General features: G+C 30.4%; 15 protein-coding genes. 10 read left to right on the top strand and 5 right to left on the bottom strand.

The window, feature by feature from the left end; genetic code table 11:
* Nucleotide 1: 1 nt before the first annotated feature.
* A complete protein-coding gene (locus HMPREF2578_RS09070; protein WP_019834816.1) occupies nucleotides 2-1147 on the bottom strand; it encodes a glycerate kinase in 1146 nt (381 codons plus the stop codon).
* Between the two features lie 150 nt (nucleotides 1148-1297).
* Between HMPREF2578_RS09070 and HMPREF2578_RS09065 the strand changes: the two genes are divergently transcribed.
* The 3 genes from HMPREF2578_RS09065 to HMPREF2578_RS09055 all read left to right on the top strand — a co-directional run bounded on the left by HMPREF2578_RS09065 (nucleotide 1298) and on the right by HMPREF2578_RS09055 (nucleotide 4234).
* Nucleotides 1298-2794 carry a hypothetical protein gene (locus HMPREF2578_RS09065; RefSeq protein WP_019834817.1) on the top strand — a complete coding sequence of 499 codons (1497 nt, stop codon included), beginning with the start codon at nucleotides 1298-1300 and terminating at the stop codon, nucleotides 2792-2794.
* Between the two features lie 2 nt (nucleotides 2795-2796).
* Complete coding sequence (locus HMPREF2578_RS09060) at nucleotides 2797-3177, top strand: GtrA family protein (protein WP_019834818.1); 381 nt, start codon at nucleotides 2797-2799, stop codon at nucleotides 3175-3177.
* Nucleotides 3178-3358: 181 nt separating this feature from the next.
* Entirely contained in the window at nucleotides 3359-4234 is an 876-nt protein-coding gene (locus HMPREF2578_RS09055) for a cation diffusion facilitator family transporter (RefSeq protein ID WP_017174976.1), read from the top strand.
* A 40-nt stretch (nucleotides 4235-4274) separates the two neighbouring features.
* Here HMPREF2578_RS09055 and HMPREF2578_RS09050 read toward each other — a convergent pair whose 3' ends face one another.
* The gene (locus tag HMPREF2578_RS09050) at nucleotides 4275-4718 is read right to left on the bottom strand and encodes an aggregation-promoting factor C-terminal-like domain-containing protein (RefSeq protein WP_017174975.1); all 444 of its coding nucleotides are present in this window, start codon (nucleotides 4716-4718) and stop codon (nucleotides 4275-4277) included.
* A 348-nt stretch (nucleotides 4719-5066) separates the two neighbouring features.
* Between HMPREF2578_RS09050 and HMPREF2578_RS09045 the strand changes: the two genes are divergently transcribed.
* The gene (locus tag HMPREF2578_RS09045; protein ID WP_017174974.1) at nucleotides 5067-5753 is read left to right on the top strand and encodes a 2,3-diphosphoglycerate-dependent phosphoglycerate mutase; all 687 of its coding nucleotides are present in this window, start codon (nucleotides 5067-5069) and stop codon (nucleotides 5751-5753) included.
* Nucleotides 5754-5886: 133 nt separating this feature from the next.
* Here the strand turns inward: HMPREF2578_RS09045 and HMPREF2578_RS11070 are convergent, their stop codons facing one another.
* On the bottom strand, nucleotides 5887-5985 hold the full coding sequence (locus tag HMPREF2578_RS11070; protein WP_017174973.1) for a putative metal homeostasis protein: 99 nt from the start codon (nucleotides 5983-5985) through the stop codon (nucleotides 5887-5889).
* Nucleotides 5986-6080: 95 nt separating this feature from the next.
* On the opposite strand from HMPREF2578_RS11070, the gene HMPREF2578_RS09040 reads away from it, so the two are divergent.
* From HMPREF2578_RS09040 to HMPREF2578_RS09025, 4 genes are all read left to right on the top strand, one after another.
* The gene (locus HMPREF2578_RS09040; protein WP_017174972.1) at nucleotides 6081-7520 is read left to right on the top strand and encodes an MDR family MFS transporter; all 1440 of its coding nucleotides are present in this window, start codon (nucleotides 6081-6083) and stop codon (nucleotides 7518-7520) included.
* Between the two features lie 118 nt (nucleotides 7521-7638).
* Nucleotides 7639-8439, top strand: a complete 801-nt coding sequence (locus tag HMPREF2578_RS09035; RefSeq protein ID WP_002448333.1) for a transporter substrate-binding domain-containing protein — start codon at nucleotides 7639-7641, stop codon at nucleotides 8437-8439.
* A complete protein-coding gene (locus HMPREF2578_RS09030; RefSeq protein WP_002448600.1) occupies nucleotides 8420-9139 on the top strand; it encodes an amino acid ABC transporter permease in 720 nt (239 codons plus the stop codon). Before HMPREF2578_RS09035 ends, HMPREF2578_RS09030 begins: the two co-directional genes overlap by 20 nt.
* A complete protein-coding gene (locus tag HMPREF2578_RS09025) occupies nucleotides 9136-9867 on the top strand; it encodes an amino acid ABC transporter ATP-binding protein (protein ID WP_017174970.1) in 732 nt (243 codons plus the stop codon). The genes HMPREF2578_RS09030 and HMPREF2578_RS09025 overlap by 4 nt, the downstream gene beginning before the upstream one ends.
* A 102-nt stretch (nucleotides 9868-9969) precedes the next feature.
* Here HMPREF2578_RS09025 and HMPREF2578_RS09020 read toward each other — a convergent pair whose 3' ends face one another.
* Together HMPREF2578_RS09020 and HMPREF2578_RS09015 are read right to left on the bottom strand one after the other, a co-directional pair.
* Nucleotides 9970-10392: a MaoC/PaaZ C-terminal domain-containing protein gene (locus tag HMPREF2578_RS09020; protein ID WP_017174969.1), complete on the bottom strand. Its 423-nt coding sequence runs from the start codon at nucleotides 10390-10392 to the stop codon at nucleotides 9970-9972.
* Nucleotides 10393-10432: 40 nt separating this feature from the next.
* Nucleotides 10433-11680 carry an aminoacyltransferase gene (locus HMPREF2578_RS09015; RefSeq protein WP_070508401.1) on the bottom strand — a complete coding sequence of 416 codons (1248 nt, stop codon included), beginning with the start codon at nucleotides 11678-11680 and terminating at the stop codon, nucleotides 10433-10435.
* Between the two features lie 267 nt (nucleotides 11681-11947).
* Between HMPREF2578_RS09015 and HMPREF2578_RS09010 the strand changes: the two genes are divergently transcribed.
* Together HMPREF2578_RS09010 and HMPREF2578_RS09005 are read left to right on the top strand one after the other, a co-directional pair.
* Nucleotides 11948-12307, top strand: a complete 360-nt coding sequence (locus HMPREF2578_RS09010; RefSeq protein WP_017174967.1) for a DUF4467 domain-containing protein — start codon at nucleotides 11948-11950, stop codon at nucleotides 12305-12307.
* Nucleotides 12308-12331: 24 nt separating this feature from the next.
* Nucleotides 12332-12928: a thioredoxin domain-containing protein gene (locus tag HMPREF2578_RS09005; RefSeq protein ID WP_049382396.1), complete on the top strand. Its 597-nt coding sequence runs from the start codon at nucleotides 12332-12334 to the stop codon at nucleotides 12926-12928.
* Nucleotides 12929-13082: the final 154 nt, after the last annotated feature.

Raw genomic sequence — 13082 nt, 5'->3', positions numbered from 1 at the left:
TTTAATCATTTAACTTAATTAATCGAGCAATATTTTCAGCAGTTTGTGTTAAGAATCGTTCTCCATTTTCTAATAAATAGGGGAGTTCTGATGGCGTTTCTATAATGCTAAACACAGTATCAATTCCATGTTGATATACGGCTTGATAATTTTTTCCTAAACTACCGCATATACCAATAACAGGTAAGTCGAATTGTTTGGCTGCTTTTGCCACTCCGATAGGTGTTTTACCATAAATCGTTTGTACATCTATTTTTCCTTCTCCTGTAATAACTAAATCGGCATCTTTAATGCTTTGAAGAAATTGCGTTTCTTTTAAGACAATATCGATGCCATTAGATAATGACGCATTGAAGAAAGTGAGAATACCAGCTCCTAATCCACCGGCAGCTCCAGCACCAGGTATATCTTTAACACTGATATGATATGCTTTCTCTATCATATCATGATAATTTGCGAGTGCGGAATCCAACTTTGGTATCATCTTTTCAGTTGCTCCCTTTTGTGGTCCGTAAATATATGTTGCACCATTAGAACCTAATAAAGGATTTGTAACATCACATGCCACTTCAAAGGTAACGTCGTTTAATCTATAATCTAATTTTGACGCATCTATATGAGTTAAATGAGCAAGAGCGCCACCACCAAGTTCAATTTCTTCATTATCAGAGTTTAGAAATTTTACGCCAAGAGCGGTCAGCATACCACTACCACCATCATTTGTTGCACTCCCCCCTATGCCTAATATAATTTTAGTCACATTATGGTTTAGAGCATCTTTAATTAATTCGCCAACGCCAAATGTTGTAGTAATTAAAGGATTACGTTCATCTGTACGAATTAAATCTAATCCTGAAGCTGCTGCCATTTCAATAATAGCCACATGATTATCTCTCGAACGAGCATAAGATGCAGTCACTTCTCTAAAAAGTGGATCATGTACTTTAATGCTATGAATTGTCGCATCTAATGCTTCTATTAAAGCTTCGGTTGTACCTTCGCCACCATCTGCCATAGGGATAACCTCTGTTTTAAGCGCATCACCGAATATATTTTTAAAACCCTGTTCTATAGCTAATCCAGCTTGTTTAGCAGACATACTCTCTTTAAATGAATCTGGCGCAATAACCATTTTGTTTATGTTCAACGAGATCACTTCTGATTAAAATTATAAATAAAAAACTAAATTAAAATGATTTAATGTTTAAAATATAAAAAAAGTATATAATGGTATTTAATTAAATAGAATTGATTAAACACTATAATGTAACATTATTGTAGTGGAGGAGTAGTGTAAATGTCTAACTTTAAACAACACGAATTTTACATCTGGGTCATAGGGTTATTATTATTTTACGGTTACTTAGGTTTAATTATTCCTTTACATGGAATCGATTGGTTTTTTGGAAGTCATCAAGGCATAAGTACCTTTTATCATCATTTTGATAATTTGAATGGACGTTATATTAGTAATTTAATTGAACTTGTAGCAGTGCGTTCGGTAATATTACGTATGATTATGTATTCAATAATATCAGTAAGCATTATTTTATTAATACTCAAATTGATACGCCAAACATTTTCAATCCGTCATCTCATGCTTGCAACTATGTTATTGCTTATTATACCTAATTCAGTTTTTTCAGAGAGTTATGGAAGCTTTGGCTACTTTTTTAGTTATGCTTTTGGAATGATATGTGTTCTCTATAATTTGTATTTTATAAGTCAAATTTTATTTATAAAAGATGAACTAAAAATGTACAATGTCATTTTATTTTGGATCAGTTGTTTCAGTGGGCAATTATTTGCTGAATCATTAACTTTTTTCGTTAATTTGGCTTTATTCACGACATTAATTGCTTATTTTGTGTTAAAACGTAAAATTAACTTTAATTTATTAATAGGGTTTCTATTATCATTATGTGGTACATTAATCATGTTGATTAACCAGACGTACATTAATTATCTAAGTGACATTCAAGCAATGAGAGCACACATTGATGGCTTAGGTTATGTTCATAAATTAAGAGTTACAATATTAAATGACCTTCCACGTTATATGTTTTTTAATCATATTATCATAGTGTCTATGATTGCGATTGTTATAATTGGGTTACTTATAAAAAATACTCGCTTTCAAACGTTTTCTAAAATCAGACAAATGATATTAATGATTGGTATACTTGTATTGCCTATATACAAGATATTTATTTTTGAACCCTTTAATTTTAATCAAACAACTTTGATTACAAGTTATGGTCTAATTAATTTCTTATTATGTTTTAGCTTTTTCGTCAGTATAAGTATGGCTAGTTTTATTATAGTTACAGATAGCTACTATCGTATTATTTTAATAGTTGCTTTTATTTCTATTATTTTAAGTGCTATACCTATCTTTTTCATTTCAGAGGTAACGTCTCAACAGTTCTTTATTGTATATATAATGTGGTGTGTGATATTGATTACTTTAGTTACTGAATTACATACTTTAAAACAAAGCTATGATAATATTCTTAAAATTTGTGTAGGATGTTTATTATTCGTATTTATTGCTATTTTTACGATTGTGCATTTTAAATATGAAGCTAGATTAAATAATATTCAAACTCAAATTCAACAACATAGAAATGAAATTATTGTAAAACATTTGCCATTTGAGACATATTTCTATGAAATGACTCCAACTGAAGAAATCGCAAAGGAAAATTTCAAAGAGTACTATCAAATTTCAAATAATAAACAACTTAAAATATTGCCGTTTGATATTAATGTAATAGAAGACAGAGGAGATTAACTATGAAGTTAAAACAAGCGCACTATGAAATAATCAAATTCGTCATAGTGGGTGGGATTAATACACTTGATTATTATTTAGTGTATCTCATTTTACTAAAATTATTACACATTCACTATATGGTGAGTCATATTATTGGATTTATAGTAAGTTTTATTATTTCTTATTATTTAAATTGTTATTTCGTTTATAGAGTTAAACCAACCCTTAAGAAATTTTTAAGTTTTCCATTAACACAAGTAGTAAATATGGGAATGCAATCTTTGTTTTTATATATCTTTGTAAGATGGTTTAATTTCCCTTCTGAAATTGCACCGTTTGTAGGACTTATCGTTACAATTCCGATTACTTTTATATTATCTAAATGGATTTTAAAAGACTAAAATTTAAAAAAGAGCTAGAATTGTGTACTTCTAGCTCTTTTTTTTATAAATAGGAAATTAGGTTTGACTAAAAAATTAATTAGCTTATTTTTATAAAAATGATAGAAATAAAAAAATATTGTAATTCAAATTTTGATAGTACATACTAGTAATACTAAGTGTTTAAGGTGGTTAACTAGATATGACCCAAAACGAAAATCTTAAATTGGCGCAAAGAGGCGCTTATTTAAGTTTAGTTGTTTATATCGTTTTATCTGTTGCAAAATATATTACTGGATATGTGTACGATTCGGCAGCTGTAAGAGCAGATGCATTGAACAATATGACTGATATTGTTGTATCTATCGCTGTTATTGTGGGGTTAAAGATTTCAATTAAGCCAGCTGATAAAAATCATCCTTATGGTCATTTGAAATCTGAAAATATTTCAACGCTTTTCGTATCATTCATTATTATGTTTGTAGGTATCCAAGTAGTGATTGAAAATGCACCTCGAATGTTGACAAATGAACACCATATTCCAAATTTTATTACGATTATTATTAGTATGATGAGTGGTGTCATTATGATTGGTGTTTATGCTATTAATCATAGACTTGCAAAACAAACTAAAAGTAGCTCATTAGACTCGGCCTCAAAAGATAATTTATCTGACGGTTTAGTCAGTATTGGTACTGCTATTGGATTATTATTTACACAATTTGGTCTACCTATTATTGATGTGATACTTGCTACTGTATTAGGATGTTTAATTATTTATACTGGGTTTGGGATATTTAAAGATTCAATTTTTGCATTGAGTGATGGATTTAAGGAACAAGATTTAGAAGAATATCGAAGTCTTGTTCAAGAAGTTACAGATGTAAGAGAAGTAAAAAATGTAAAAGGACGTTATCACGGCAGTAGCATTTTTTTAGATGTAACGATTGTAGTTGATGCAAATTTATCATTACAAGAAGCGCATGATATTTGCGATAGAGTAGAAACACATTTAGAACATAATGGTATATCGTCTGTATATGTTCATCCAGAACCAAATACATTAAATGAGAAATAAAAAAGAGCGGGAGTATACTCCTGCTCTTTTTTGATTCAATTTACCACCAACCATTTGATTCTCTAAAACGTATCGCTGCTCCAATTGATCCATAACGTTCTTTTGCATATTGAATCATGCCTTTAGTTTGGGTTTCCACTGATCCATACCCCCATGATTGGTTAGTTTGGCCTAATCCATGGTATTGACCATTTGATGCATTAGGGTTACCGCCGGATTCAGGAAGTACAATTTTCTCCCACATTTCTTCTGTGCCTCCAGCAGCTAAGAAACGTTGATATACTGATTGTGTACGACTTGAAGTACTAGAAGTTGTCGCGTTTGAACTTGATATATTTAAATTAGATGTATGACTTTGATGATATTGGTATTGATGTTGTTGAGAAGGGGATGTTGATACCTCTTCTGCGTGTGCCTGGCCACTTTCTAATCCAGCGGCACCTAATGAGAGCATGGTCATTAATGCAAAAATTGATTTTTTCATGATAAAAAACTCCTTTGTGATTTGGATATTAATGTTCGAATTAAAACATTGCATCCCAATAAATCTAGATGTTGACTACGGTATGTTCACTATAACAGTTAATTTAATGACATAGGTTACTGTCATATCAAGAATCATTATCAAATATGAACACGAAGTAACAAATATCTCAAACGTTTATCATATATTCCGAATTAAATTATAAGTAGTCCTATTATGAAAAAAAGTGAAATAGTTCTATAATAATGGTGTAAAGATAAATAGATATTAAATTAAATAATGAGGAAAGTATTTATAATTCAATCGTTATACTCATTAACTTTCTATTAACCTAAGGAGTGTTATATTATGCCAAAATTAATTTTATGTCGCCATGGACAAAGTGAATGGAATGCGAAAAATTTATTTACCGGTTGGGAAGATGTTCAACTGTCAGAACAAGGGAGAAATGAAGCCATCACTTCAGGTAAAAAATTAAAAGAAAACAAAATTGAAATTGATGTTGCTTATACTTCTTTATTAACAAGAGCATTGGAAACGACTCAATATTTATTAGCTGAATCTGACCAAGAATGGATTCCCGTTCATAAAAGTTGGCGCTTGAACGAACGACACTATGGAAAATTACAAGGGTTAAATAAAGATGATGCCCGTAAGGAATTTGGTGAAGAACAAGTTCATCAATGGAGACGTTCTTATGATGTATTACCGCCAGCACAAACTGAAGAACAACGTCAATCTTATTTAAATGATCGTCGTTATCGTCATTTAGATCATCGTATGATGCCTTACTCTGAAAGTTTAAAAACAACATTAGAGCGTGTCATTCCAATTTGGACTGATCATATTTCACAACATTTATTAGATGGGGATACTGTACTTGTAGCAGCACATGGTAACTCTATTCGAGCATTAATTAAATATTTAGAAAACGTATCAGATGAAGACATTATAGGCTATGAAATTAAAACTGGCGCACCGTTAATTTATGAATTAGATGATGATTTAAAAGTAACTAATCATTATTATTTATAAAAGTGTGAGCAAGAATTTTTATTTATTGTAATATAGTAGATACAATAAAAGGCTAAAGCATTAAAGAAGTGCTTTAGTCTTTTATTAATGTAGTGGAGTAAGATTGTTTGTAAAAATAGTTAAACGGTTTTAACTAACGTCGATATTGCTTAATCATCTTTAATGCACGTTTGCGTGTTTTAATATTAGAACTTTTTAAGTTGCGACGTGCAGTTTGTAAATCTTGTTTCATAAATAGTCCTCCTTTTTATAAAGAATAAAGGAAAAGATGGTTTATGTAAATAGTAATTATTACGATTTATAAAATAAAAATAAGGAGATGATACCATGTCGCATAGTAAAAAGTTAATTATGATTTTCACTATGCTATTAGGTGGCTTTTTTGGTTTATTAAATGAAACCTTGTTGACCACAGCATTACCGAGAATAATGAAAGATTTTCATATTGAATATTCTCAAGTACAATGGCTCACAACAGCCTTCTTACTAACAAATGGAGTAGTTATTCCATTATCTGCATTTATTATTCAACGTTATACAACAAGACAAGTCTTCTTAACTGGAATTATTATATTCTTTCTAGGCACTTTACTAGGAGGATTTAGCCCTAATTTCACTACTTTATTAATTGCAAGAATTATCCAAGCATTAGGTTCTGGTATTATGATGCCACTAATGATGACGACGATATTAGATATATTTGAACCGCACGAACGTGGAAAATATATGGGGATGTTTGGATTAGTGATTGGTTTAGCACCAGCGATTGGACCTACATTATCTGGATATTTGGTTGAATACATTAATTGGAGAGCATTGTTTTATGTTGTAGCTCCAATTTCAGCAGTGACCTTTATACTTGCTTTAATTTTTATTAAAAACGTTGGAGTAAAAGTAAAAGCGCCCATTGACATACTATCCATTATCTTATCTATTCTCGGATTCGGTGGTATGTTATATGGGGTAAGTTCTATTTCTCAGAAAGGTTGGAATGACCCAGTCGTTCTGAGCACTATTATTTTAGGCATTATTTTTGTAGTTTTATTTATTTGGAGACAAGAACGACTTGAAACCCCTCTATTAAGTTTTAAAGTATTTAAAAATAGTCAATTCACAGTAGGTATTGCTATTATGGCTGTAACGATGATTTCGATGATTGGATCTGAAACGGTATTACCTATGTTTGTACAAAATGTGTTGCAACGTACGCCTGTTGATTCCGGTTTGATATTGTTACCTGGAGCAATTGTAATGGCAATCATGTCTATCATATCTGGGCGTTTATACGAAACTTTTGGAGCACGAGTACTTTCAATGATAGGTATGCTTATTGTAACAATTACGACGTCCTACTTTGTAGTAATGGATGAACATACGTCAACAATTGTTTTAGCAACTATTTATGCGATTCGTATGATTGGTATTGCTTTAGGGTTAATGCCTGTAATGACGCATACAATGAACCAACTCACTCCAGAATTAAATGCTCATGGATCTTCAATGACAAATACGATTCAACAAGTAGCGGGTTCTATTGGTACAGCTGGTTTAGTAACAATTTTAAGTGTAGCAAGTCAGCATTTTAAACCGACACCAAGTGATTATCAAGGAATGGCTAAAACAGAGATGATGAAACACATTCAAACAGACGCAATGATACATGGATATCATTCTGGCTTTTTATTCGCAGTCATTATCACAGTTGTTAGTTTATTATTAACTTTTTTACTTAAACGAAAAAAGGATTTAAATGAAGAAAGTCATTAACCTCATATCTAAACCTTCTATTTTATTTAATAGTTTAAATAGTTATTGACTATTCATAGTGATGAGATTAGAATTAATTTATTCTGACTAATTTAATAGGAATATGGAGGAGTTATTAATGAAAAGACTTTTATTTGTAGCTTTGACACTTATTTTTGTATTAGCCGCATGTGGTAATAGTGGTTCATCTGACAAAAATAGTGATTCAAAATCAAGTAGCAGTAATAGTGATAAAAAAACCTTACGTGTAGGAACTGAAGGGACTTATGCACCTTTTACTTTCCACAACAAAAAAGATCAGTTAACTGGTTATGATATTGATGTAATTAAAGCTGTTGCGAAAGAAGAAGGATATAAACTTAAATTTAATGAAACATCTTGGGATTCAATGTTTGCTGGTTTAGATGCAAAACGTTTTGATGTCATTGCAAACCAAGTGGGTATTAATAAAGAAAGAAAAGAAAAATATAAATTCTCTAACCCTTACACTTATTCAAGTGGTGTCTTAGTTGTTCGTGATGATGAGAAGAATATTAAATCATTTGATGATGTGAAAGGTAAAAAATTAGCACAAACATTTACTTCTAACTACGGAAAACTTGCTAAAGATAAAGGTGCTAACATCACTAAAGTAGATGGTTTCAACCAGTCTATCGATTTATTATTATCTAAACGTGTGGATGGTACTTTTAATGATAGCTTATCTTATTTAGATTATAAAAAACAAAAACCTAATGCTAAAATTAAAGCAATCAAAGGTGATGCAGAACAAAATAAATCAGCATTTGCATTCTCTAAAAGTGTCGATGATAAAGTTGTTTCTGATTTCAACGATGGTTTGAAAAAACTTAAAGAGAATGGTGAACTAGCAAAAATTGGTGAGAAATGGTTCGGTGAAAATGTTTCTGAGCCTAAATAGTCAACAACAACACGCATTAGATGCAGCAACTCAAGCATTTGGACCCATGTTGGAAGGTTTAGTAAAATACTCTATTCCAATTACAATTGTGACATTTATTTTAGGTTTGATTATCGCTTTGTTTACGGCGTTAATGCGTATTTCGTCTAGTAAAGTATTAAGAGGAATTGCACGTGTATATGTATCTATTATTCGTGGGACACCAATGATTGTACAACTCTTTATTATCTTTTATGGTATTCCAGAACTTGGACGTCTAATTACTGGAAATGCAGACGAACAATGGACATTGTCTTCTGTTGTTTCAGCGATTATTGGATTGTCTTTAAATGTGGGTGCATATGCATCTGAAATTATCCGTGGCGGTATTATTTCTATTCCAAAAGGCCAGACAGAAGCGGCATACTCTATTGGAATGAATTATCGTCAAACGATTCAACGTATTATTTTACCTCAAGCGATTCGTGTTTCAGTTCCAGCTTTAGGTAACACATTCTTAGGATTAATTAAAGACACTTCATTATTAGGATTTATCTTAGTAGCTGAAATGTTCCGTAAAGCGCAAGAAGTTGCTTCTACAACATACGAGTACTTTACAATTTATATTCTCGTAGCTGTGATGTATTGGGTTGTTTGTTTTATTATTTCAGTCATCCAAGGCTTCTATGAATCATATATTGAAAGAGGGTATAAGGCATGATTGAGTTATCCAATATTCATAAATCTTTTAATGATAAAGAAGTAATTAAAGGTATTGATTTGAATGTAAAAAAAGGTGAAGTTGTCACATTAATTGGTCGTTCCGGTTCGGGTAAGACTACATTATTGCGTATGATTAATGCGTTAGAGATTCCGACTGAAGGCAACGTTACTGTGAATGATAAAACTTATACTGCTAAAGATAAGAAATCTCAAATTGAAGTACGTAAACAATCAGGTATGGTATTCCAAAGTTATAATCTTTTTCCACATAAAACGGCTTTAGAAAATGTGATGGAAGGTTTAGTAACTGTAAAGAAAATGAGTAAATCAGAAGCTAGAGATAGAGCATTAGACTTACTTGAAAAAGTAGGTTTGACACATGTTAAAGATCAACGTCCTCATGCACTCTCTGGTGGTCAACAACAACGTGTGGCGATTGCGAGAGCGTTAGCGATGAATCCTAAAGTGATGTTATTTGATGAACCTACATCTGCACTTGACCCTGAACTTGTAAATGATGTGTTGAAAGTTATTAAAGAATTAGCAAATGAAGGCATGACGATGGTGATAGTTACTCATGCAATGCGTTTTGCAAAAGAAGTATCTAATAAAGTTGTATTTATTCACGACGGAGAAATTGGTGAAGAAGGGTCTCCTGAAGAATTATTTAATCATCCTAAAACTGATGAATTAAGACGTTTTTTAAATGTAATTAATAAAAATTAAAAAAGAATCGTCGTTTGAGATATTTCATCTTGAACGACGATTCTTTTTATTGAATAATGCTTTCTTTCTTCACATAAATAGACTTTAGAAATGTTTATTATTTTAAACTGATAGTAAAACAGTAAGCTCAAATTGAAGTACTTTATTCTCATATTGATTAAATGTCATAACTTCAACGGTTAAACTACCAAATTGTTTTTTTAATTTTTTATCTAAAACTTTAACTTTTACATATAAGTTATCATTTGGATAAACAGGTTTAATAAAGGTTACATTATTTAAATGAGTCCTTGCTATGATGTCTTCTTCATATTTATTTTCTTCAATCCAAAGTTTAAAGGAGAGAGAAAGGGTATGCATACCTGATGCTATAATCCCTTTATACATTCCTTGACCTGCTTTTTTCTTATCTAGATGCATATATTGAGGGTCAAATTGATGAGCAAACTCTAATATTTCTTTCTCAGTTATTTTGTAATGTTTACTAATGAATGTATCTCCTATAGAAAACATACTGTATTTCATAGTTATATGCCTACCTTAAAGTATACTTATAATGCAATGATTATCTTCTATTTTTGATCCATTGTTGAGTATGATAAAGAACAGGTTTAATTGGCTTAATGAAGTCACCAATATATTCATAAACACCAGCATTAAAGCCTTTTTTGAACTGTTGGACACCATAATCTTCAGCATTTTCACTAAAGTCTCCAGTAATACCATAGAAGTTGTAACGGTCAATGTTATGCTCTTTAGCAAATTTAATCATTTCCCACTGTAAACGATAGGCCCCCATATATTCATTATATTTTGGATTAGAACCACTAGATAAATAATATACTTCATGTTCATTGTAGATATATAATGCAGCTGCTAGATTTAATACTTCACCTTCTGCTGCAATTTTATCTTTTGTTTGGTTTATTTTACGTTCATTGCTATCAAATTGTTGTTGAAGTTGATTGCGTTTATTTTTGTTCTTTTTAGAGTTAGGGCTTTCTTTTAAAGCTTCTTCAATTTCAGTAAGTTGTTTTGTTAAATCCTCATGTTTATGTTGTAGAGTAGACAAATAATCTTTTAAATCGATATAAGCTAATTTTAGCATGGCATGATCTTTATATGTTTTTTGCATTTCATAGAAATAAGGCTCATCTCTAAATTTAAAGCCATGTTTTTCTTCAGCCATTTGGAACAGTTCAAAGAAAGTATGTGTGTCTTCCATAGGTAATGTTTTAACTTTTACGCCCATCTCATATGTCTTTTTAATATTACGACGTGTTTGATAGTCCATTTCTTTTAGTAATTGTTCCTCAGTTTTATCTTTAAGATCAAGTACAGACAGCCAACGAATTTGACTCATTGTACTATAACCTACAGACCATCCTTGATGTTTATATCCTAAGTCTTCAAGTGTTTTAATCACTGCACGATTATCGTAGCTTTTTAAGATTTCTCCATCTGCATTACGTAGGTTTTCTAAAATATATGGATCTACTAAAACAAATAGACAATTTTGTTTTTTTAAATATTCTGTTAGTGATTTGAAAAAGAAGTGAACCAGTTTGATATTGCTATAATCCATTACTGGACCACGATGTGTGTAAAAATATTTATAAAATTTTAATGCGCGTGCTTCAGTCATTAATGTTGCTGCAATGACATCTCCACTATCATCTTTAACACCTACAACATGTACATCATGTTTCATCTCATTTCTATTATCCAAGTGTATTCGAGATTGTGTATAGTGAGAAAAATGTTCGGATATGAATTTTTCAAATTCTTCAGGTGTTAAACTTACGAATTTCATGATTATCTACTCCTCTGTATTTTTAAGAATTCTAAACTATTTTATCAAATTAGTTCTATTATTACACACATTTAGTAAATTAATTTACTCGTACTTTAGTATTAGATAATAATTATTTTTTAAAATATATAACTATAAAACTTAAAATATAATATTTTTTAATAGTCTAGTTTATATTGCAAAACCACTGTATGATAATCAGTATAAGCATAGTATAATAGTAAGAGTTATATTAGGTTAGATTAGAAAAAGTAGGAGTGAACATATTTGAAAAGATTGATTTTATCATTAAGTGTATGTGTCATATTGCTAGCGGGCTGCGGTAATGATGAATATGCTAATAAAATAGATAAAGCTGTAAAACTACAAGATAAAAAACAAGAACGACTTGCTAGGAATGAACAAGGCGATGTGGTAAAACACTTTGATAAAAAAGACGCTAATATATATGTGTATGAAAAAGGTAAATATGTTGTATTAGCATATAGACCATTAAGTAATAACGATGAAATGCATTATTATACATATCAATTTAAAGACAAGAAGGCAACTTATTTAGAGCACTTTGATACGAAACAATATATTAGTACACATGATTCGGATTATAAGGAAGAAAATCTTAACTAATTGAAACAATCTTAAGGAGTATATATGAAAAAATTGATTTTTATTGGAGCTGGGATCATATGTTTAATCATTATCGTTGTCGCTTGCTCTCGAAATAAAAAAGAAACAACCCCAGCTCATACGAAAAATGGAAAAATTTTAATTGTAGAATATGGAGACTATAAATGTCCTTATTGCAAGAAAATTGAAGATAACGTCATGCCTATCATAAAAAAAGATTATATTGATACAAATAGAGTGGAATATCAATTTATTAATGCAAGTTTTCTTGGAAAAGATTCATTAATGGGCTCTAGAGCAGGGAATGCTATTCAATCTATTGCACCAAAAGAATATCTTACATTCCAAAAAAATATATATGCTCATCAACAAGAAGAAAAAAAACATTGGATTACTGAAACATTACTAGATAAAGAAATTGACCAATTAAATATTTCTCAAAAACAAAAAGATCGCATAAAAAAAGAATATAAAACTAAAAATAGCGATGCTTGGAAGGAAGCAGAAAAACAGAAAAAGTTAACAAAAGAAAATCATATTCAATCTGTTCCAACAGTTTTTATCAATGGTAAAAAAGTAGAAGACCCTTATAAAGTTAAAGAATGGAAACAATATTTATAGCATAATACAAAAGACCTAACTTAGTGTTGTTTAAATATTAAATTAGGTCTTTTAATTATGTTTTTATATAGTTTATGAAATATTTAAAAATCTTACATTTAAAATCATTATTTTTATAAAAAAGGGAATAGAGATAAAAGAAATAAAGTTAGAA

Origin of the sequence: Staphylococcus sp. HMSC072H03 (genome assembly GCF_001809305.1) — a bacterium.
GTDB classification, from domain to species: domain Bacteria; phylum Bacillota; class Bacilli; order Staphylococcales; family Staphylococcaceae; genus Staphylococcus; species Staphylococcus hominis.
This window is presented reverse-complemented; position numbering and strand designations above follow the sequence as displayed.